The sequence below is a fragment of the Pseudarthrobacter sp. MOO14 genome (genome assembly GCF_058267675.1).
In genome coordinates this window covers 4,013,550-4,033,482 of record NZ_CM177849.1, presented here as the reverse complement: position 1 = coordinate 4,033,482, position 19,933 = coordinate 4,013,550, and the positions used below count along the sequence as shown (strand labels likewise).

General features: G+C 67.3%; 21 protein-coding genes. 4 read left to right on the top strand and 17 right to left on the bottom strand.

Annotated elements, in window-relative coordinates:
- Positions 1 to 205: 205 nt before the first annotated feature.
- Entirely contained in the window at positions 206 to 481 is a 276-nt protein-coding gene (locus tag AC4EEV_RS18595) for a GlsB/YeaQ/YmgE family stress response membrane protein (protein ID WP_018763608.1), read from the top strand.
- Between the two features lie 119 nt (positions 482 to 600).
- Here the strand turns inward: AC4EEV_RS18595 and AC4EEV_RS18590 are convergent, their stop codons facing one another.
- The 4 genes from AC4EEV_RS18590 to infC form a co-directional block, all read right to left on the bottom strand.
- Positions 601 to 1,512, bottom strand: coding sequence for a TrmH family RNA methyltransferase (locus AC4EEV_RS18590; protein ID WP_491329690.1), 912 nt, complete (start codon positions 1,510 to 1,512; stop codon positions 601 to 603).
- A 70-nt stretch (positions 1,513 to 1,582) separates the two neighbouring features.
- Positions 1,583 to 1,972 (bottom strand): 50S ribosomal protein L20, encoded by a 390-nt coding sequence (gene rplT / locus AC4EEV_RS18585; protein WP_018763610.1) that lies wholly within the window; start codon positions 1,970 to 1,972, stop codon positions 1,583 to 1,585.
- A 118-nt stretch (positions 1,973 to 2,090) separates the two neighbouring features.
- Positions 2,091 to 2,285 carry a 50S ribosomal protein L35 gene (gene rpmI, locus AC4EEV_RS18580; protein WP_009358635.1) on the bottom strand — a complete coding sequence of 65 codons (195 nt, stop codon included), beginning with the start codon at positions 2,283 to 2,285 and terminating at the stop codon, positions 2,091 to 2,093.
- Positions 2,286 to 2,406: 121 nt separating this feature from the next.
- Positions 2,407 to 3,396, bottom strand: a complete 990-nt coding sequence (gene infC, locus AC4EEV_RS18575; protein WP_491329689.1) for a translation initiation factor IF-3 — start codon at positions 3,394 to 3,396, stop codon at positions 2,407 to 2,409.
- Positions 3,397 to 3,799: 403 nt separating this feature from the next.
- On the opposite strand from infC, the gene AC4EEV_RS18570 reads away from it, so the two are divergent.
- Entirely contained in the window at positions 3,800 to 4,186 is a 387-nt protein-coding gene (locus AC4EEV_RS18570; protein ID WP_018763612.1) for a DUF1844 domain-containing protein, read from the top strand.
- A 128-nt stretch (positions 4,187 to 4,314) separates the two neighbouring features.
- On the opposite strand, the gene AC4EEV_RS18565 is transcribed toward AC4EEV_RS18570, so the two are convergent.
- From AC4EEV_RS18565 to AC4EEV_RS18530, 8 genes are all read right to left on the bottom strand, one after another.
- Positions 4,315 to 5,610 carry an MFS transporter gene (locus AC4EEV_RS18565; protein ID WP_018763613.1) on the bottom strand — a complete coding sequence of 432 codons (1,296 nt, stop codon included), beginning with the start codon at positions 5,608 to 5,610 and terminating at the stop codon, positions 4,315 to 4,317.
- Between the two features lie 57 nt (positions 5,611 to 5,667).
- Positions 5,668 to 6,552: an SseB family protein gene (locus tag AC4EEV_RS18560; RefSeq protein WP_018763614.1), complete on the bottom strand. Its 885-nt coding sequence runs from the start codon at positions 6,550 to 6,552 to the stop codon at positions 5,668 to 5,670.
- Positions 6,553 to 6,572: 20 nt separating this feature from the next.
- Positions 6,573 to 7,319, bottom strand: coding sequence for a bifunctional 1-(5-phosphoribosyl)-5-((5-phosphoribosylamino)methylideneamino)imidazole-4-carboxamide isomerase/phosphoribosylanthranilate isomerase PriA (priA, locus tag AC4EEV_RS18555; RefSeq protein ID WP_018763615.1), 747 nt, complete (start codon positions 7,317 to 7,319; stop codon positions 6,573 to 6,575).
- Between the two features lie 76 nt (positions 7,320 to 7,395).
- Positions 7,396 to 7,554 (bottom strand): hypothetical protein, encoded by a 159-nt coding sequence (locus AC4EEV_RS18550; protein WP_018763616.1) that lies wholly within the window; start codon positions 7,552 to 7,554, stop codon positions 7,396 to 7,398.
- A complete protein-coding gene (gene hisH / locus AC4EEV_RS18545; protein ID WP_491329688.1) occupies positions 7,555 to 8,322 on the bottom strand; it encodes an imidazole glycerol phosphate synthase subunit HisH in 768 nt (255 codons plus the stop codon). It lies immediately after the preceding gene.
- On the bottom strand, positions 8,319 to 8,945 hold the full coding sequence (gene hisB, locus AC4EEV_RS18540) for an imidazoleglycerol-phosphate dehydratase HisB (protein ID WP_018763618.1): 627 nt from the start codon (positions 8,943 to 8,945) through the stop codon (positions 8,319 to 8,321). The genes hisH and hisB overlap by 4 nt, the downstream gene beginning before the upstream one ends.
- A 61-nt stretch (positions 8,946 to 9,006) precedes the next feature.
- Positions 9,007 to 10,125 (bottom strand): histidinol-phosphate transaminase, encoded by a 1,119-nt coding sequence (locus tag AC4EEV_RS18535; protein ID WP_018763619.1) that lies wholly within the window; start codon positions 10,123 to 10,125, stop codon positions 9,007 to 9,009.
- 165 nt (positions 10,126 to 10,290) lie between these two features.
- Entirely contained in the window at positions 10,291 to 10,707 is a 417-nt protein-coding gene (locus AC4EEV_RS18530) for a LysM peptidoglycan-binding domain-containing protein (RefSeq protein ID WP_491329687.1), read from the bottom strand.
- Positions 10,708 to 11,060: 353 nt separating this feature from the next.
- Between AC4EEV_RS18530 and lexA the strand changes: the two genes are divergently transcribed.
- Positions 11,061 to 11,789 (top strand): transcriptional repressor LexA, encoded by a 729-nt coding sequence (gene lexA / locus AC4EEV_RS18525; RefSeq protein ID WP_109044892.1) that lies wholly within the window; start codon positions 11,061 to 11,063, stop codon positions 11,787 to 11,789.
- A 32-nt stretch (positions 11,790 to 11,821) separates the two neighbouring features.
- Here the strand turns inward: lexA and AC4EEV_RS18520 are convergent, their stop codons facing one another.
- A complete protein-coding gene (locus AC4EEV_RS18520; protein WP_491329686.1) occupies positions 11,822 to 13,882 on the bottom strand; it encodes an ATP-dependent DNA helicase in 2,061 nt (686 codons plus the stop codon).
- Entirely contained in the window at positions 13,875 to 15,455 is a 1,581-nt protein-coding gene (gene hflX, locus AC4EEV_RS18515; protein ID WP_109044894.1) for a GTPase HflX, read from the bottom strand. Before hflX ends, AC4EEV_RS18520 begins: the two co-directional genes overlap by 8 nt.
- 437 nt (positions 15,456 to 15,892) lie before the next feature.
- Between hflX and AC4EEV_RS18510 the strand changes: the two genes are divergently transcribed.
- On the top strand, positions 15,893 to 16,516 hold the full coding sequence (locus AC4EEV_RS18510) for a class I SAM-dependent methyltransferase (protein WP_018763624.1): 624 nt from the start codon (positions 15,893 to 15,895) through the stop codon (positions 16,514 to 16,516).
- Here the strand turns inward: AC4EEV_RS18510 and dapF are convergent.
- The 3 genes from dapF to miaB are packed head-to-tail and all read right to left on the bottom strand — an operon-like array spanning position 16,488 to position 19,933.
- Positions 16,488 to 17,432, bottom strand: coding sequence for a diaminopimelate epimerase (dapF, locus tag AC4EEV_RS18505; protein ID WP_491329685.1), 945 nt, complete (start codon positions 17,430 to 17,432; stop codon positions 16,488 to 16,490). The two genes, AC4EEV_RS18510 and dapF, sit on opposite strands and share 29 nt — an antisense overlap.
- A 44-nt stretch (positions 17,433 to 17,476) precedes the next feature.
- Entirely contained in the window at positions 17,477 to 18,373 is an 897-nt protein-coding gene (miaA, locus tag AC4EEV_RS18500; RefSeq protein ID WP_491329684.1) for a tRNA (adenosine(37)-N6)-dimethylallyltransferase MiaA, read from the bottom strand.
- 3 nt (positions 18,374 to 18,376) lie between these two features.
- Positions 18,377 to 19,933 (bottom strand): tRNA (N6-isopentenyl adenosine(37)-C2)-methylthiotransferase MiaB, encoded by a 1,557-nt coding sequence (gene miaB / locus AC4EEV_RS18495; protein WP_491329683.1) that lies wholly within the window; start codon positions 19,931 to 19,933, stop codon positions 18,377 to 18,379.

The window sequence follows — 19,933 nt, the reverse complement described above, 5'->3', positions numbered from 1 at the left end:
ATGTACAGCCAGGGAGCTTCCTCGTCGCCGGTTCTTCGCTGCTGGACAGTTCAGGATCCCGCCGTGGCCCCACCCGGTCCATACCGTACCGGGACGCCCCTAACGATGCAGCAACGGCGCAGGTTCGGCTACTGACTTTGCGGGGCCCTTATGTTAGCTTGAGGCTCATCGGGACTATTTTTCCCGGTCACAATAAGGAGGAGACATGGGTTTTCTTGCTTGGATTATTTTGGGCCTGATTGTCGGGGCCATCGTTAAGGCCGTTATGCCCGGACGGGTCGGCGGCGGCTGGGTCACCAGCCTCATCCTCGGTGTTGTTGGTGCCATTGTTGGCGGCTGGATTGGCAGCCTCCTTTTCGCCAAGGGCGACATGGGCTTCTTCGACCTCGGCACGTGGATTCTCGCTATCGTCGGTGGCCTCATTGTCGCCGGCATCTACGGATTCGTCACCGGACGCGGAAAAGCCACCCGCGCGCCCTGACCACTCCGTCACCACATAACCACCGGGCCCCGGATATCCGGGGCCTTTCTTTGTGCCCGGCCGCTTCTTCCCCGGCCACTCCTTCGTCGGCGGCGCCCTCCTGGCTGGCCGCCGGCAACTTATTCCGGAACTGCCCCATCCCGGCGTTGGGACCTGGCGCTGGCGTAGAGGCAGACGGTGGCCGCAGTACCGAGGTTCAGGCTCTCCGCCGCCCCGTAGACGGGGACAGCCACCCGGTGGTCGGCCAGGGCAAGTTCTTCCTCCGACAACCCCTGCGCCTCGTTGCCGAAGAACCAGGCTGTGGGCCCGGCCAGGTCGTACACGGAATCCGGGCCCTTTCCGGTGAGCCTGCGGCGGGCGCTCTCGTCCTGGAGGACATCCAGGTCCAACAGTCCGTAGCCGTCCGCAGCGAGGATGCCGATGCCGCGGGCCTTGCACGCAGCCGCGAGTTCGGCCGGGTCGGCAGCCAGGACAACGGGCAGGTGGAACAGGGAACCGGCCGTAGAGCGGACTGCCTTGGGGTTGTAGATATCGACGCTGGACGCAGTGAACACCACGGCGTCGGCCCCGGCGGAATCGGCGGCGCGGAGCACTGTTCCGGCGTTACCGGGATCCCTGACCTGGCAGAGCACGGCTACCAGGCGTGGTCCGGCGTCGAGCACGTCCGCCAGGGAGACGTCCACGAAGCGGCAGACGGCCACGATTCCCTGCGGATTGACCGTGTCGGCCATGGCCGACAGGACTTCATCGGTGGCCAGCCGTGCCGTGGTCCCCTCGGCAAGCTCCTCGAACTCGGGAAACCGGTCCAGGCAGCTTTCGCTTGCGTAGACGTCCGTGACGATGCCCGGGGCTCCGGCCGCAAGGCGCTGCTGGTGGAGCTTGAGTGCCTCGCGCACTGCCTGCGGCCCCTCAGCAAGGAACTGGCCACGCTTTAAACGGGCCGGGCGCCCTGCAAGCTTTGCCACGTCCCTGACCCGATCGGCTCGGGGGTTGGACAGTGGAAAATCTTGCGGGCGCCCGGTGTCGTTCATACAAGAAACTGTAGTAGCTGCTGCCACCAGTTCTTGAACCGGCCCCTCAGGGAGGAGCACTGCGCGGCCTCTAGGCTGCGGCGACCTTCTTGGCGGAGGTGTCAGCCGGCAGGGAGTCCTTGGCCACCTGGACCAGTGCGGCAAATGCGTTGGCGTCCGAGACGGCGAGCTCGGCCAGCATGCGGCGGTCAACCTCGACCTCAGCGGCCTTCAGGCCCTGGATCAGTCGGTTGTAGGTGAGGCCGTTGGCGCGGGACGCAGCGTTGATGCGCTGGATCCACAGGCGGCGGAAGTCGCCCTTCTTCTTCTTGCGGTCACCGTAGCTGTACACAAACGAGTGCAGCAGCTGCTCTTTGGCCTTGCGGTACAGGCGCGAACGCTGTCCGCGGTAACCCTTTGCCCGCTCAAGGACAACCCGGCGCTTCTTGTGGGCGTTTACCGCCCTCTTCACACGTGCCACGTGCGTACTCCTTCGAAAATCTGATCCCAAGCATCTGTTGCCGGAAATCCGGCGGCCTGAGAAGGCTGTTTGGCAGAAGACGAACCGCCAGGGGGCGGCCCATCAATAAACTTGGAAACTAGATGCCGAGCATCTTCCGGATGACCTTGGCATCGCCCTTGAAGACGATCTTGTCGCCGGCGAGGCGGCGGGTCAGGCGGCTGGACTTGTGCTCCAGGTAGTGGCGGCGGTTGGCCTGCTGGCGGCGCAGCTTGCCGCTGCCGGTCAGCTTGAAGCGCTTCTTAGCACCACTGTGGGTCTTCATCTTCGGCATGGGAACCGATCTCCTTACGTTTCTGCGGGCCCTGGGGCCGGCAGTTCTATCGCGCAGCCGCCCCTGCGGGCAGCATGCTGGTTGCTGACTGCCGGAGGGCGGAACCTCCGGCAGCTGTGAACTAGTTGGTCTTCTTACCCGCCGGCTTGGGCACTGCCTTGGGGGCAGGGCGGGCAGCAGGCTTCGGTGCAGCAGGCCTGGCCACCGGCTTCGGCGGTGCAGGCACGGCGGCGGGCTTCGGCGCCGCTGCCGCCGGCTTGGCGGCCGTCGCGGGCTTCGGTGCTGCAGCGGCAGCCTTCGGAGCCTCCTGCTTCGGAGCCTCCTGCTTGGGTGCAGCAGCCTTGGCCGCGGCGGCCTTAGGTGCTTCCTGCCGGGGAGCCGGGGCAGCCTTGGGAGCTTCCTCCTTGGCGGCTTCCTGCTCGGGAGCCGGTGCAGCAGGCGCATCGGCAGCGGGAGTTTCCTCCGGAGCCGTCTCCGGTTCGGTGGAAACGGTGAAGCCTTCCGGCAGGAGGTCAGCCAGTGACTGGGTCATGGGCGCCTGGTCCGTGCCGGACGTGTCCACACGGCCGGAGGCCTTGGCTTCGTTCTGTGCCTTCGCCTCGGCGCGCTGGGTGGCGCGACGGGCTTCAGCCTTTGCCTCGGCCTTGTTCTTCAGCGGACCGACAACCATGACCATGTTCCGGCCATCGATGCGGGGGCTGGACTCCACCACGCCAACTTCGGCGACGTCGTCCGCGAAGCGCTGGAGCAGGCGGATGCCCATTTCGGGGCGCTGCTGCTCGCGACCGCGGAACTGGATCATGGCCTTGACCTTGTCCCCGGCGCCGAGGAAGCGAAGGGCGTGGCCCCGCTTGGTCTCGTAGTCGTGGGTGTCGATCTTGAGGCGGAAGCGGATTTCCTTCAGAACGGTATTCGTCTGGTTCTTCCGGGCCTCACGTGCCTTGACCGCGGCTTCGTACTTGTACTTGCCGAAATCCATCAGCTTGCACACCGGAGGCTTCGCCTGAGGTGCAACTTCAACGAGATCAAGGTCGGATTCGGCAGCCAGGCGCAGGGCATCCTCAATACGGACGATTCCTACCTGTTCACCTGCAGGTCCGACCAGCCGCACCTCGGGGACGCGGATACGCTCATTGATTCTTGGCTCGCTAATGTTAAAGCTCCTGTGTTTGTTGTTGTGTCCGGCAAATAGAGAAGGCCCCCAATTGCCGGAGCAATCGAAGGCCTCAAACAGGTTGGCGAAGCCGTCCCGAAAACGGGAAGCACGCGCACAGTTCCGGTTGTTACCGGTTCCATGCCCAACCAGGTACCCGGCAACCTTTCGTCCCCTGGCGGTTCGCAAGGAACCTGGGAAACAGCGGCTGACGCGGGTGGGAGAGAACTCCGCTTGCAAACTGGATGCCATTCTACAGAAAAAATTCCCGCCAACGCCGCGAAGCGCTGCTGGGAACCCCATCGTTTGGAACGATCTCTGAAATAACGACATCCAGTCGGTCTGTGTCAAGCTTACCAGTATGAGCACCTCAGACAGTAATTCGTATGTTTTCGAGCCCGCTGACGCAGGCGCGGACGTTTCACAGCAGATCCGCGACATCTCGGAGGTCCCCGCCATCGAGGTCATCACCACGGCCGCCGTGCACCTCATGAGCGCCGCCGCCGTGAAGCTGGGCCTCGCCGCTGAAGACAACGCAGCCGAACTCAAGGACCTGGACGAAGCCCGGAAACTGATCACCGCCCTTGCCGGCCTGGTTACCGCGGCCGCCCCGGAAATCGGCTCCCAGCACGCCGGACCGTTGCGCGATGGCCTCCGCTCCCTCCAGCTCGCCTTCCGTGAGGAGTCCCTGATTCCCGATGCTCCGGGCAAGGGCCCGGGCGAAAAGTACACCGGGGCCGTGAACTAACGCCGGACTCCCCCACGCAGCGCCCGACGGCGGGACGACCATCCGAGGTCGTCCCGCCGTCGTCGTTTCCCCGGGAACATGGCCCGCGGCTCGTCCACGCGGGCGGGGAGCAACCGTTGGAAGCGGGTTCAGGCGGCGGCCCTGCGCCGGCGCAGCTGCAGGGCCAGCCCCACCAGGCACAGCAGCACACCCGCGCCCCCGACCGAGACGAAGCCGCCGGAGGGGCCCATCAGGTCGATGAAGATGCCGGCGAGCGGCGAACCGAGTGCAACCCCGGCGGTGAGGGCCGAGCCGTACCAGCCCATCGCCTCCCCGCGCCGCTCCTCCGGGACCAGGTCCGCCACCTTCTCGGAGGCCGCCGAGAGCACCGGGGCGCACAGCAAGCCGGGCAGGACGGAGACGAAAGCGAGCGTCCAGGTGTCGTGGGCGAGTGCCATGGGCAGCGTCAGGGCCGCCATGCCCAGCAGCAGGATGACGGGCGGGACGGGCCTGTGCATGGCGCCGTAGATGATGCCGCCCACCACTGAGGCGGCGCACCAGAAGACGAAGACGATGCCGATTTCGCTCTGGTGTCCACCGATCTCCAAGGCGGCAACAATGCCAACGTCGGTGCCGCTCAGGACCATGCCGGCGCCGGCGGCGACCGCGAAGAGGGCCGCCACTGTGGCGGTGAACCAGGAGAAGCCGCCCGCCGGCCTTCCCCTCGAGCCCTCCTGCGGTGCAGCGGCACCCGCGGGCGCCGCCAGTTCCGCGGCGGCTTCCTGGACATGGGCCGGGGCGGTGGAGACGACGGCGGCCTCCGCCGCGTGCTGCTCGTCAGCTTCGCGTCCCATTCCCGGGTCCGCACTGCGGGTGGGCGGGTTGAACCACATGAGGAACAGTCCGGCCAGCGACGTCGCTATGCCCACGACGGTCAAGCCTGCGGTGGTGAACCCGCTGGTGGCCACCACGGCGCCCGCGGCCGGGCCGATCATGAACACCATTTCGGTGGTGATGGCGTCCAGGGCAAAGGCCGTACGGCGCTGGTCGCCTTGGGCCAGGACGCCCAAGGACTGCCGGACGACGCTGAAGATGGGCAGTGTGAGCAGGCCGCCGACGAAGACGAGCGGCAGGAGCCACTGGTAGGACACATGGGGCACCACGGACCAGATGATGGTCTCCGAGATCACCGACGGAATAAGCGCCGTCCGCAGGCCCACGGTGTCAACGCGCCGGCCACGCCACGGGGCGCCAAGGGCAATGCCAATGGTCATCACCGCCGCGGCGGCGCCGGCCGCCGCGTAGCCCTGGCCCAGGGTCAGGACGATATGCAGGGTGAGCAGGACTCCGGCAGCCGAGTGCGGGATCCGGGCAACCATGCCCACCAGCAGCAGCCGCCGGATGGGCCGGACGGCGAGCAACTCCCGGTAGAGAGCGAAATTCACGAAGCGATCCTTAGGGTCCGCCCCGGCGCGGGCGGGGTTCACCCATCCGGCCGGCAGCTAGTCGGGAGCGCGCCTGAGCTTGATCTCCAGGGAATCGACGCGCTCCCCAAACAATACATTCCGGGACCACTCCGCCTGCAGGCCGGCCACCAGTTCCTGGACCCCGGCGGCGTCCAACCCGTCCTCAAGGTAGAGCACCACCTGGAGTTCGGGTCCGGCGCCGCCGCCGGGAACCACGGTGCCGTCGGCAGCAGTGGCGGACACTCCCCTGCCAGGCAGGAGTTCGATACCGCGCACCGCGGGAAACCCGGAGGAGGCGCGGCCAAGTTCACCCGCAAGCTCACCGTCCTCGTAGGAAGGGACCCAGTGGTGCTGCTTGGCCAGGGCCCAGACGGCCGGGCGGCGGACCACGAAGGTGAAGTCTGCCCCCGGGTCCAGGACCAGGAGTTCGGCACCCTCCGCGACGGCAGAGAGCGCGGCGCGGGCCGCGTACACGGCAACCGGCCGGGCCTCGGGGTGCCAGGCGGAGAGCGCGGCTGAAGAGGTGAATGCCGGGAGCGCCGTCCGGCCGTCGGCGGCCTTCAGCGTGACCAGGGCCATGTCCGCCTGCTTGTCGGCGTGCAGCCCGTGGTCCGTCTCCGCTTCCTCAGCAAGCTGCGCCACGATGGGGATGAAGACCCGGGCCGTTGCCAGCGCCGCCACCACCCCGGCCTCGCTGCCGCTCCCCTGCCGGAGCGCCGCAACAGCGGTGAGGTAGCCGGCGTCGGCCGTGCCGTCGTCGTCTTCGAAGTTGTGGATCTTGCCGTCTGCGCCGGCTAGGCTGCGCCCGGCCCATGGCCGGCCCGCGGAGTCCGCCGGCCCGCCGGCCCCGGCAAGGGCTGCGGCGATATGTCCTGGCAGATGGCGGGCTGGGGGATGTCCCGGTTCCTGGGCGCTGGGCATTGGCTGGACCTTCCGGGCGCCTAGCGCCGGCCGGCGACGTCGAGGGCTTCGGGCAGCGTGAAGGCCCCGGCGTACAGGGCCTTGCCCACGATGGCGCCTTCCACGCCCAGCGGCACCAGCGAGCGGAGGACCTTGAGGTCATCGAGGCTGGAGATGCCGCCGGAGGCGACCACGGGTTTGCCGGTCTTCTCCACCATCTGGCGCAGGAGTTCAACGTTGGGTCCCTGCAGGGTGCCGTCCTTGGTCACGTCGGTCACCACATAGCGGGAGCACCCGGCCTCCTCGAGGCGGCCCAGCACGTCCCAGAGGTCCCCGCCTTCCTTGGTCCAGCCCCGGCCGGCCAGGGTGGTGCCCCGGACGTCAAGGCCGACGGCGATCTTGTCGCCGAAGCGTTCGATGGCCCGCGCGGTCCACTCCGGATTCTCCAGCGCAGCGGTGCCCAGGTTGACCCGGGCCACGCCCAGGTCCAGGGCCGCTTCGAGGGTCTCGTCGTCGCGCAGGCCGCCGGAAAGCTCCACCTTGATGTCCAGGCGGCCCACCACGTCGCGGAGCAGGTCCGCGTTGGAACCGCGCCCGAACGCCGCATCCAGGTCCACCAGGTGCACCCACTCGGCCCCCTGTTGCTGCCAGTTCAGTGCCGCGTCCAAGGGCGTGCCGTAGCTGGTTTCGCTGCCGGCCTCCCCCTGGACCAGCCGGACGGCCTGCCCGTTGACGACATCGACGGCAGGCAGCAGTTCAAGGACCGGCAGGTCATGTGCGGTGGTCATACTCATCCTCAGTGTTGGTTCTTCGGGACAGGGGCTGGGGCGCCGACGCCGGCATGGTCGCCGGCGGCCGGCGGGGTCAGCTGGCGGGCAGCGTGAGCAAATAGGCGGCCAGCAGCGACATGGCGGCCAGGACGTAGAAGGACACCTGCGTCCAGAGCGGCTTGTGCTGCTGACGGAACGAGATGCCGCCGCCAATCAGGATGCCGGCGAGGCCCATAAGAAGTACGGACCACATCTAGGCGCCACTGCCGGCTTCGGCCGGGGAGGTGCCATGGGCGGCGTCGCCGGTGGCGGGCTTGCAGAGGCCTTCCACCCAGTTGCGCAGGAGCCGGGCGCCGGCGTCGCCGGACTTTTCGGGGTGGAACTGCGTCGCGCAGAGCGGCCCGTTCTCCACGGCGGCAATGAAGGGGCCGCCGTGCTCGGACCAGGTGACCAGCGGTGGCGCCATCCGCGGCTGGATCACCTCAAAGTTCCACTCCTGCACGCCGTAGGAATGCACGAAGTAGAACCGTTCATTTTCGACGCCGGCGAACAGCTTGGATCCCTCGGGCACCTTGACGGTGTTCCAGCCCATGTGCGGGACAACTTCGGCGCGCAATGCCTCCACCTTGCCAGGCCATTCACCGATGCCCTCGGCTTCCGTGCCATGTTCCACGCCGGCCTCGAAGAGGACCTGCAAACCCACGCAGATGCCCAGCACGGGGCGTCCTCCTGCGACGCGCCTGCCGATGAGGCGGATGCCGTCCACGGCCTTGAGTTCGCGCATCACGGTCTCGAATGCGCCGACGCCGGGGACCACCAGGCCGTCGGCGTTGAGCACATCGTCCGGTTTGGCGCTGAGGATCACTTCCGCACCGGCGCGCTCCAGGGCGCGCACGGCCGAGCGGACGTTCCCGGACCCGTAGTCGAGCACCGTCACCGTCGGCTTGCCCTCGGGCGACGGGAGCTTCTGTGAGGCGGTGGGATCGATGATCGCTCCGTCCTTGAGGACCTGCCCGCTCACAGCGCACCCTTGGTGGAGGGGATGCCTTCAACCCGGGGATCGGGTTCGACGGCGGCGCGGAGCGCGCGGGCGAAGGCCTTGAACTGCGCCTCCACGATGTGGTGCGGGTCCCGGCCGGCCAGGACGTTCATGTGCAGGCAGATGCCGGCGTGCAGCGTGATGGCCTCAAAGACGTGGCGGGTCAGGGAGCCGGTGAAGTGGCCGCCTATCAAGTGGTACTCCTGGCCAGCGGGCTCGCCGCCGTGGACCAGGTAGGGACGGCCGGAGACGTCCACCACCGCGTTGGCGAGGGCTTCGTCCAGCGGCACGGTGGCCTCGCCAAACCTGCGGATCCCGGCTTTGTTTCCCAACGCGGTCCGCAGGACCTCGCCGAACGTGATGGCGACATCCTCCACGGTGTGGTGGACGTCGATGTGGGTGTCGCCGGTGGCTTTGACGGTCATGTCGATCAGCGAGTGCTTGCACAGGGCGGTCAGCATGTGGTCGTAGAACGGCACCGAGGTGTCGATGTTGGACACACCCGTTCCGTCGAGGTTGATCTCCACGAGGACGGAGGACTCGCTGGTGGCGCGCTCCATGCGGGCGGTCCGGGCCGCAGCAGTATTCGAACCGGTTGAACTCATGGTGAAGGATCCTTAGTGGGAGAAGGAGTGGTTCAGGGCGCCCAGCGCCGCTGTATCAAGTCTAGGCGGGAAGCGCGGCGTGGCCCGCAAGGATGCGCTCCAGGGACGTGAGGAAGGCTGTGGTTTCCGGCTCGGTACCGGCCGTGACCCGCAGGTGCCCGGGAATTCCCACGTCGCGGATCAGCACGCCCGCGTCCAGCAGTTCCTGCCAGACCTGGTGCGGGTTCTCCAGGCCGCCGAAGAACACGTAGTTGGAGTCGGACGCGGCGGGCTTGAGGCCCATCCTGGTCAGCTCAGCCACAATGCGGTCGCGCTGCTGCTTGATGTCCTGCACATCGGCCATGAGCGCTTCGCGGTGCTGCAGGGCTGCCAAGGCGGTTGCCTGGGTGATCGCGGACAGGTGGTACGGAAGGCGCACCAGCCGCAGGGCATCGGTGACCTCCGGGGCCGCGGCCATGTAGCCGAGGCGTGCGCCGGCGAGTGCGAAGGCCTTGCTCATGGTGCGGGAGACAATCAGCCGCTCCCTGCCGGGCAACAGGGTCAGGGCGCTGGGCGTGCCGTCGTGGGCGAATTCGTGGTACGCCTCGTCCACGATGACGATGGTCTGGCTTGGAGCACCGGCCTCGTAGACAGCCTCGACGACGTCCAGTCCCAGGCCGGTGCCGGTGGGATTGTTCGGCGAGCAGAGGAACACGATGTTCGGCTGCAGCTCCCTGACCTGCCGGGCAGCGGATTCTGCGCTGAGGTCGTAGCCCTCGGCCCGGACACCGGTGATGTATTCGGTGTCGGTGCCGCTCGCCAGCAGCGGGTACATGGAGTACGTGGGCGGGAAGCCCAGGGCGGTGCGGCCCGGGCCGCCGAACGCCTGGAGGATTTGCTGCAGGACCTCGTTGGAGCCGTTGGCGGCCCACAGGTTGGTTTCGTCGAGGCCGTGGCCAAGGTATTCGGCCAGGGCCTTGCGGAGCTCGGTGAACTCCCGGTCCGGGTAGCGGTTCAGGCCGGCGGCGGCCTCCGTCACGGCGGCGCTGATGGCGGCACGCACGTCCGCCGGGACGCCATGGGTGTTCTCGTTGACGTTCAGGAGAATGGGGACGTCCAGTTGGGGCGCCCCGTAGGGAGTCAGCCCGCGAAGGTTGCTGCGGAGGGGTAGCCGGTTCAGGCGTTCTAGCTGGTCGTTCACCTGAACAGTTTAGTTGCCGTGGCAACTACCGGAAAATATGACACTTTTGGCCTGCCTCGGAGACGCCCGGACGAAGAGCTGGCGGCAGCCTCCGGGGGACGCGCACCCGCAGTCACCAGGCCGCGGCGCCAGGCTACCGCTCCGCGGTACCCGCTCAAGAAGGGGTCAGCGGCTGGGGACGAAGAGCTGCTGCCCGGGCAGGACCGCGCCGGCGGAGAGGTTGTTGAGCTGGACGATGTCGGCCACGACGTCCCGTGCATCCCGATTCGGGGCCACGGCACCGGCGATGGACCACAGGGACTGGCCGGGCTGGACCGTGACTGTCACCGTGGGCGTCACGGCGAGGTCCGCGGCGGAATCGGAGGCCTTGGCCGGGGAGTGGAAAAGTCCCGCCAAGGAGAGCAGCAGGACCGCGAGGAGAATCAGCGGCACTCCCACCAGGACGATCCGCCCCCGCCGGGTCAACCGAAGCGGCGCCGGTGATGGCGCAGTTCCGGCACTTATCCGCCGGCTGCCGGACGAGTGGCGCTCCCCGGCCAGGAACTCCGGACGGGATATGTGGGAAAAAGTTAAAGCTGACATGAACTGAGCCCTCCTGGACCTGCCGTGCTGCCCGGGTGTCCGCCGCTGCCGTCCTGCCTGCCGTGCCGGAATACCAATCTCTTCCGGCCAGGTCTTCGAACAGGCCATGCAGTGGTTAGAACACATATTCGAACTTTGCTTACTAAGTTTTAGCACCTATCAACGAACAATGTCGAGACTCGCTAGAACAAATGTTTGAAAAAGCAATGTGGCTGGCCTAGCTTGGAAACCAAGAACAACCACCACTGAAGTTGAACAGCAGGGTCTGACAATGACAGCGGTGACCCTTCACGCAACGCCGGCCAACGGCGTGGGGCGGAAGATCCGGCGGCAAGCGAAAGGCATTGGCGAACATGGCAGCAGCAGCCGCCGGGGGCAGGACGGCCCCGCAACCAAAGAGGACTCCGAAGGGGCTTACCCCGCGGCAGAAGAAGATCCTCGAGACCATCCAGCGGTCCGTCAATGACAACGGCTACCCGCCCTCAATGCGCGAGATCGGCGACACGGTGGGCCTTGCGAGCTTGTCCAGCGTGACCCATCAGCTGTCCCAGCTGGAGAAGCTGGGCTACCTCCGGCGCGACCCGAAGCGGCCGCGGGCCATGGAGGTGCTCATGCCCCTCACGCTTGACGGCGGCGGCGGGAAGCCGATTGCCGCCTCAGCGCCGCAGACACCCGGCGCCACCGTAACGGAGCTGCCTACCGCGCTGGACACCGCCATGGTTCCGCTCGTGGGCCGGATTGCCGCCGGCGGTCCCATCCTCGCCGAGCAGCTCGTTGAGGATGTCATGCCGCTCCCCCGCCAACTTGTGGGCCAGGGTGAACTGTTCATGCTCAAAGTGGCCGGGGACTCCATGGTGGACGCCGCCATCTGCGACGGAGACTGGGTCGTGGTGCGCCGCCAGGCGGACGCCGTCAACGGTGACATCGTCGCTGCCCTGCTCGATGACGAAGCAACCGTCAAGACCTTCCGCCAGCGGGACGGCCACACCTGGCTGCTCCCGCAGAACACGCAGTACGAACCCATCCTGGGCGACCACGCGACCATCATGGGCAAAGTGGTTTCGGTGCTGCGGTCCCTCTGACACCGCCTGTCACCTCCGGCCGCGGCAGGCCTCTATCCAGAGGCCTCCGCGCCGAGCCTGGTGAGTGCGGCCAGCGCCTTGCTGCGGTCCGTGGTGGACCAGAAAGGCGGCAGCGCGGCCCGCAGGAAGCCCGCATAACGTTCGGTTGCCAGCCGCGAATCCAGCACCGCCACCACTCCTTTGTCGCCGGTTGACCGGATCAGCCGCCCGGCGCCCTGCGCCAGCCGGATGGCCGCGTGGGTAGCCGACACCGACATGAAACCGTTGCCACCGGCCTGGGCCACGGCCCGCGACCGAGCTGTCATGAGGGGATCGTCCGGCCTGGGGAAGGGAATCCGGTCGATCACCACGAGCCGGCACGACCCGCCCGGAACGTCCACCCCCTGCCACAGGGACATAGTCCCGAAGAGGCAGGTATCCGGTTCGTCCGCGAACTGCTTGACCAGGGCGGTCATGGTTGACTCGCCCTGGCAGAGCACGGTCATATCGAGCTTGGGCCGCAGGGCATCGGCGGCCTCCTCCGCAGCCCGACGCGAGGAAAAGAGGCAAAGGGCCCCGCCACCGGATGCTTTGATGAGCGCCTCGAGCTCCTCCAGGGCTTCCGGCGAAACACCCCGTCCGGGTTTGGGCAGGTGTCCCGCCACGTAGAGGATGCCCTGTTTGGGGTAGTCGAAGGGTGAGCCGACATCCACCCCCGTCCAGCTGGGTGCTCCGTCGCCTATCAGTCCCAGCCCGCCAGCTGCCGGTTCGAACGCGGACCCGATGGCCAGGGTGGCAGAGGTCAGCACAACAGTGTGGCCGGCGAAGAGTCCTTCCCTCAGCCGCCCGGCAACGGACAGCGGCGCGATGTTGACCAGCACCGGCGCATTCTCGTCAGGCTGGGAGTAACCCTGGCCGGGGTCGAAGGTGCTCGCGCGCGAGAACCAGACCACTTCGCGGTTCTCCCGGGCAGCCAGCAGCCGTTCGCATAATTCAAGGATCAGCATGAGGCGGGACCGGGCGAGCTGCCGCCCGCCGTCGGCCGTGGTGTTGCTGTCCCCCTTGGAATCGGACAGCGCCGCGCGGCAGGCCTCACGCAGCTGGTCCACGCAGTCCAGCTGTTCGTCGTTCAGGCCGTTGGGCAGCAGGCCGTTCGGGGCCCCGGCGAGGGCCAGCTCAAGGTTGGCGGCCGCAGCGTTCAGGGCGTCAACGGTGATGGCCGTGTGTTTGCGGGCACCTGATGCGGCGGCGTGCACCATGGCGACGGACAACTGCCCGGAGACGGCCCCGGTGACGCGGTCCTGCAGTTCATGCGCCTCGTCCACTACCACGACGTCATATTCGGGCAGCACGGCGAGCCCCTCGAAGGCGCTGACGGCGAGCATGGCGTGGTTGGTCACCACGACGTCTGCCTCGGCCGCGTCCTGCCGCGCCAGTTCACTGAAGCACTCAGCGGCCATGGGACATTTTTGCGCCCCCAGGCATTCCATGGAGGTCACGGACACCTGCCGCCATGCACGGTCGGTCACGCCGGGAAGGAGCTCGTCACGGTCGCCGGTGGCCGTTTTTTCGGCCCACTCCCGCAGCCGCACCACTTCCTTGCCCAGCTGGGAGGCGGGACCGCCCACAGATGCGGCGAAGTGCGGCACGCTGGTGTCCTCGCCCAGGGAGAACAGCTGGCCCTCCGAAGGCTCTTCGGAAGGGAACCCGCCCTCCACCTTGTGGCGGCAGACGTAGTTGGACCGCCCCTTGACCAGGGCCACTTTGACGGGCCGATCCAGGGCCGGGGTGATGTTCTTCAGGAGGCGGGGCAGGTCCCTGCCCACGATCTGGGTTTGCAGGGCCAGCGTGGCCGTGGACACCAGGGCGGGCTTATTGCTTTCCAACGCGTGGGCAATGAGCGGTACCAGGTAGGCCAGGGACTTGCCGGTCCCGGTGCCGGCCTGGACCAGGAGATGGTTGCCCGAACTGATGGCCCGGGCCACCTGGCGGGCCATTTCGTGTTGTCCGGTGCGGCTTTGTCCGCCCATGCCGGCGACGGCGCGGTCGAGCAGTTCAAGGACGAACTGCTCGCCGGCCGCCTGCGCAGCTTCCCCGGCCGCGAGGTCAGTCATTGAGGGCGAATGGTTCCAGCTCGGATGCCAGGCCCTCGCGGACCATCACCACGGCCCTGGTACCTTCCTCAACGTGGTCGAGGTGGATGATTTCGGCGTCGGATTCGTGCAGCTTGCTGAGCAGGTCGCCCCGGTCGTACGGAATGAGCAGTTCAAGCTTCACGCTGGGCCTCGGGATGGCGTCGCTGATGGCCTTCAGCAGCTCGGCAATACCCTCACCCGTCCGGGCCGAGACCACCACATGGCGTGGTTCGCGCTGCTTCAGCCGCTCAATCACGAAGGGATCGGCGGCATCGGCCTTGTTCAGCACGATGATCTCAGGCACCTTGCGGGCGTCAACTTCGCTGAAGACCTTCCGGACCGCGGCGATCTGGCCCTCGGGATCGGGGTGCGAGGCGTCCACCACGTGCAGGATCAGGTCCGAATCGGCCACCTCTTCGAGGGTGGAGCGGAAGGCCTCCACCAGCTGGGTGGGCAGCGAGCGGACGAAGCCCACGGTGTCGGCCAGGGTGTAACCCAGGCCGTCAGCGGTTTCGGCCTTGCGGACGGTGGGATCCAGGGTGGCGAACAAGGCGTTCTCCACCAGGACGCCGGCGTCGGTGAGCCTGTTGAGCAGGGAGGATTTCCCCGCGTTGGTGTACCCGGCAATGGCCACCGACGGTACCTCGTTACGACGGCGGTTGGCCCGCTTGGTTTCCCGCGCCGGCTTCATCGCGGCGATCTCGCGCCGAAGCTTGGCCATGCGCGTACGGATCCGGCGCCGGTCCAGTTCGATCTTGGTTTCACCGGGGCCGCGCGAGCCCATGCCGGCGGCGGCGCCACCCACTTGGCCGCCTGCCTGGCGGGACATCGATTCGCCCCAGCCGCGGAGTCGGGGAAGCAGGTATTCCAGCTGTGCCAGCTCCACTTGGGCCTTGCCCTCGCGGCTCTTGGCGTGCTGGGCGAAGATGTCCAGGATCAGGGCCGTACGGTCGATCACCTTGACCTTGACGATGTCTTCGAGGCCACGACGCTGCGAGGGTGCGAGCTCGGCGTCCACCACCACGGTGTCCGCACCGGTGGACATGACGATGTCCTTCAGTTCGAGCGCCTTGCCCGAGCCCAGGAACGTTCCGGGATCCGGCTTGGCCCTCCGCTGTACCAGCCCGTCGAGGACCTCGGAGCCGGCCGTCTCGGCGAGGGCGGCAAGCTCGCGCAGCGAATTCTCGGCGTCGGCCAGTGTTCCGTCGGACCAGAGCCCTGCCAGGACCACGCGTTCCAGGCGGAGCTGGCGGTATTCGACCTCGGTGACGTCTTCGAGTTCGGTGGACAACCCTGCCCTGCGGCGCAGGGCCCTGCGTTCCTCGAGGTCCTGCTGGTCGCCGTCGTACGTTGAATGTTCTTCGTCGAGGCGGGATATGGCCTGGGCCTTGCCGAGCACAGCTTTTCCGGTGCCGCTGCCGTCGCCGCTGGGCGTGCTGACTTTCCGGGCCGGTACGTCCTTGGCGAGGATCCGGTCGATGACAGCCTGGATTTCCTCGGGACTCATGTCCTGGGCGGCTGGATCGGACCCGGTGTTTGGCTGGCTGGTCATGGTCTCCTTTGAAGATTCGGCATTTCCAGAATAGTGCCGATTAGTTGGAAGGTGGGAAGAATTCGCGCTGGGCTGACGGCCTGCGGTCATGCAGTCCTCCTGATGGTGGGGCCGCCGGCGGCGGTGCCGGGGCCGGGATGCCGCGTTGCAGGGGCGGCTGGGCGGGCGAGGCCGGAGAATTGCAGGAAGCGCAGCGGAAGGCTGACGTTCGAGTACTGTCCGGCGGCCGGGCCTGGACGGAATGGTCCGGTCCGGTGCACAAGCGGAAGGCATGGGAACCTGCGTCGCTGTGGGACGGGCTGCCTCTGCTGGGCAGCGGCAGGAACGGGCGGGGCCCGTACCGGCTACTCGAAGATCAAGAACATGCCCATTAGCCTAACAGAGGGGCGCAGGCACAGTTTCCCATTACGCTGCAGGGGGAACTACTCTGGCCAGTTATGGAGTCCGCTCACTATTTCAGCACGTCCCCCGCCGGGCCCTTTACCCGCAAGCCCCTCACCGTGGAACTGGCCGGCGGAACGCGCAGGCTCCAGACCTCCTCGGGCATTTTCAGCCCGGACGGCATCGACAAGGGCACTGCAGTACTTCTGGCGGAGGTCCCTGCGCCGAACCCCCACGGCAACCTGTTGGACATTGGTTGCGGCTGGGGGCCGGTGGCCCTCACCATGGCTCTGCTGGCGCCCCAGTCAAGGGTCTACGCGGTGGACGTCAACGAACGGTGCATCACCCTGACCAACGAGAATGCCGAGGCGCTGGGCCTGTCCAATGTCGTTGCCAGCACGCCTGAGGCCGTAGACCCCGAAGTGCGTTTCGACACCATTTGGTCCAATCCGCCCATCAGGATCGGCAAGGAAGAACTGCATGCCCTGCTGAAGCTGTGGCTCCCCCGCCTGGCTGAGGGCGGGACGGCGTGGCTCGTGGTCCAGAAGAACCTGGGCTCGGACTCGCTGCAGCGCTGGCTGGCCGCCGAACTGGACAGCTCCTTCACCGTGACGCGCGAATCGACCGCCAAGTCCTTCCGGATCCTGAAGGTCAGGAAAGCGTCCCGCTCGCCACAATGACCGCCGGACCGCTGAGCTCAACATGCTCGTGGCCGCCGGGTCCGGCGAAGAACTTGACGCCTACAACCCCTCCGGGAACATGGACGCGCCAGACGTCGGGAGCCTCGGCACCTGCCCAGTGCCGGATGGCGACGGCGGCCGCGCAGGCGCCCGTGCCGCAGGATTGCGTCTCCCCCACACCGCGTTCATGCACACGCATGGTCACCGATCCGACGCCGTCGTGCACAAGGGGCTCAGCCGGAACGACGAACTCCACGTTGGTTCCGTTTGCCGGGACGGGATCGACTTTCGGCGCGGTGAAAAGCCGGGTGCCGGCCAGCTCGGACAGCTCGGCGAGGGCCACCACGGTGTGCGGGTTCCCCATGCTCACGGACAAGGCCGGCCGGGGAACCTCCAGCCCGTCGGCAGCGACGAGGGAATCCATGGCCTTGGCACTGGCTTCGCCGGGAAAGATGAACTCCCAGGGGCCCATGTCCACCGCGTAGTCGTTCCCGGTACGGACCACGGTCTTGACCCCGCCGCGCGTCCCGATGGCAAGTGAACCGCCGTCGGGCAGGTCGATCAGCCCCTCGGTGCGCAGGAAGTGGACGAACACCCGGACCCCGTTTCCGCACATTTCGGACAGCGAACCGTCCGCGTTCCGGTAATCCATGAACCATTCCGCGCCGGGGGTGTCCAGCAGCAGTTCCCTGCCCTCCGGCAGGAAGCGGGAGGGCACGGCCCTGATCAGCCCGTCGGCGCCGATTCCCTGGTGCCGGTCGCACAGGGCCGCTGCCTGGTGCGCATCGAAGCTGCGGGTGCCCTCAGGATCGGCTACCAGGACGAAGTCGTTGCCCGTGCCGTGCCCCTTGGAAAAGCGGAGGCCGCCCATGGCACGAAGGGCGGATCCGGACGTTTCGACGGGGGTAGCATTCATGGTCCCAAGCGTAGCGGCGGATGCCGCTGCCGCTGAAACCGCGGTTACCTGCAGAGCATTGCAGCCTTGCCGGCAAGTTCCGGATCCTGCCAGTCCAGCCACGTGATGCGGGGGTCGGCGCGGAACCATGTGAGCTGGCGGCGGGCAAATTGGCGGGTGGCCACAATGGTTTCCGCCGCAGCGTCCGCCACGGTTGAGGCGCCGTCGAGGACCCGCAGGAACTGTGAATAGCCGAGGGCCCGGGAGGCTGTCTTCCCGGTCCGCAGGCCTTGGGCGTCAAGCGTCCCCACTTCTGCCAGCAGCCCGGCGCCCACCATCCGGTGGACCCTGGCTGCCAGGCGCTCCCGCAGGACATCACGGTCCGCGGCCAGGCCCACCTGGACAGCCGGCTGGTGGTACTCCCGGCGGGGCATGAAGGAGCTGAAGGGCCGTCCGGTGAGTTCGTGGACTTCCAGGGCGCGGATGATCCGCCGGGCATCAGAGAGCCGCTCGGCCGATACGGGATCCACGGCGCGGAGCCTTGCCAGGAGTTCTGCCGTCCCGCGTTCCGCGTATTCGGCCTCAAGCCGCGCGCGCAATGAGGCGTCCGTACCGGGGAACTCCAGTACGTCCAGGGCGGCCCGTACGTAGAGCCCCGAGCCGCCGGCGAGGATGGCCCTCTTGCCGCGGGCATGGACAGCCGCTATCACGTTGCGGGCCTGCTCCTGGAACGTGGAGACGCTCGCTTCCTGCGTGACGTCCATGATGTCCAGGAGGTGGTGCGGCACGCCCTTGCGCTCGGCCACGGACATCTTCGCGGTGCCGATGTCCATTCCCCGGTAGAACTGCATGGCGTCGGCGTTGATGACCTCGCCGTCGAGTTCCAGGGCAAGGTTGACGGCAAGATCCGATTTGCCGGAGCCAGTGGGACCGACGACGGCGATGACGGGCGGGGCGGCCACCGGTCAGCGGGTGCGCAGCGGCAGCGAAGGCATGCCCAGCGAGACACCCTTTTGTCCAGCCCCGCTCCCTGGCACCGGCGCGCCGCAGGAATCGGCCTGCGACCGGTCCCACGCGTCCCCGGCGCGCGACCTGCGCAGGCTGTAGTCCTCCGGCGTGGGGTCGGCCACCAGGTGGAAGGCAGCGGCTTCGGTGATGGTGACTGTTACGAGGTCGCCCGGCCTCGGGGCCGGCGCGCCTTCAGGAACCGAGAAATGTACCAGCCTCTGGTCCCTGGACCGGCCGGAGAGCCGGTGCGTCTCCTCGGACTTGCGCCCCGACTGGGCGGTGGTCATGACCTCCAGCCGCCGGCCGAGCTGCTTCCGGTTCTCCTCCGCGGCGATCCTGTCCTGCAGTGCGGTGAGCCGTTCGAACCTTTCCTGGACCACGGTTTTGGGCAGTTGGTCCGGCAGGTCGGCGGCAGGGGTCCCCGGCCGCTTGGAGTACTGGAAGGTGAAGGCGGTGGCAAAGCGCGACTTCTCGACGACGTCGAGCGTGGCCTGGAAGTCCTCTTCTGTCTCGCCGGGGAAGCCGACGATGATGTCGGTGGAGATAGCGGCGTCCGGGATCCTGTCCCGGACCTTGTCCAGGATGCCGAGGAACTTGGTGGACCGGTAGGACCGCTTCATGGCCTTCAGGATGCTGTCCGAGCCGGACTGCAGCGGCATGTGCAGCTGGGGCATGACATTGGGTGTTGCCGCCATGGCCTCAATGACGTCGTCGGTAAACGCCGCCGGGTGCGGGCTGGTGAAACGGACCCGTTCCAGCCCGTCGATTTCGCCGCAGGCACGGAGGAGCTTGGAGAAGGCCTGGCGGTCGCCGAACTCCACTCCGTAGGAGTTGACGTTCTGGCCAAGCAGCGTGACTTCGATGGCGCCGTCGTCCACGAGGGCCTGGATTTCGGCGAGGATCTCACCCGGGCGGCGGTCCTTTTCCTTACCCCGGAGGGCCGGCACGATGCAGAACGTGCAGGTGTTGTTGCAGCCAACGGAGATGGACACCCAGCCGGAGTACACGGAGTCGCGCTTGGTGGGCAGCGTGGACGGGAACACGTCCAAGGACTCCAGGATTTCCAGCTGTGCTTCGTCGTTGTGCCGGGCCCGGTCGAGCAGGGCCGGGAGCGCACCAACATTGTGGGTGCCGAAAACGGCGTCGACCCAGGGCGCCTTCTTGAGGATGGTTTCCCGGTCCTTCTGGGCCAGGCATCCGCCCACCGCGATCTGCATCCCGGGGTTCGCCGCCTTGACGGGCGCCAGGATCCCGAGGTTTCCGTAGAGCTTGTTGTCAGCGTTTTCGCGCACCGCGCAGGTGTTGAACACCACGACGTCGGCTTGCTCGCCTTCCGCGGGAACGTACCCGGCGTCTTCAAGGAGTCCCGCCATCCGCTCCGAGTCGTGGACGTTCATCTGGCACCCGAACGTCCGCACCTGGTAGGTACGCGGCCGGGCTCCGGGCTGCGGACCCGTCCCGGGTTCAACGGAAGGGGTGGTGCCGGAATGGGGGGAAGGAATGGTCAAACTCAC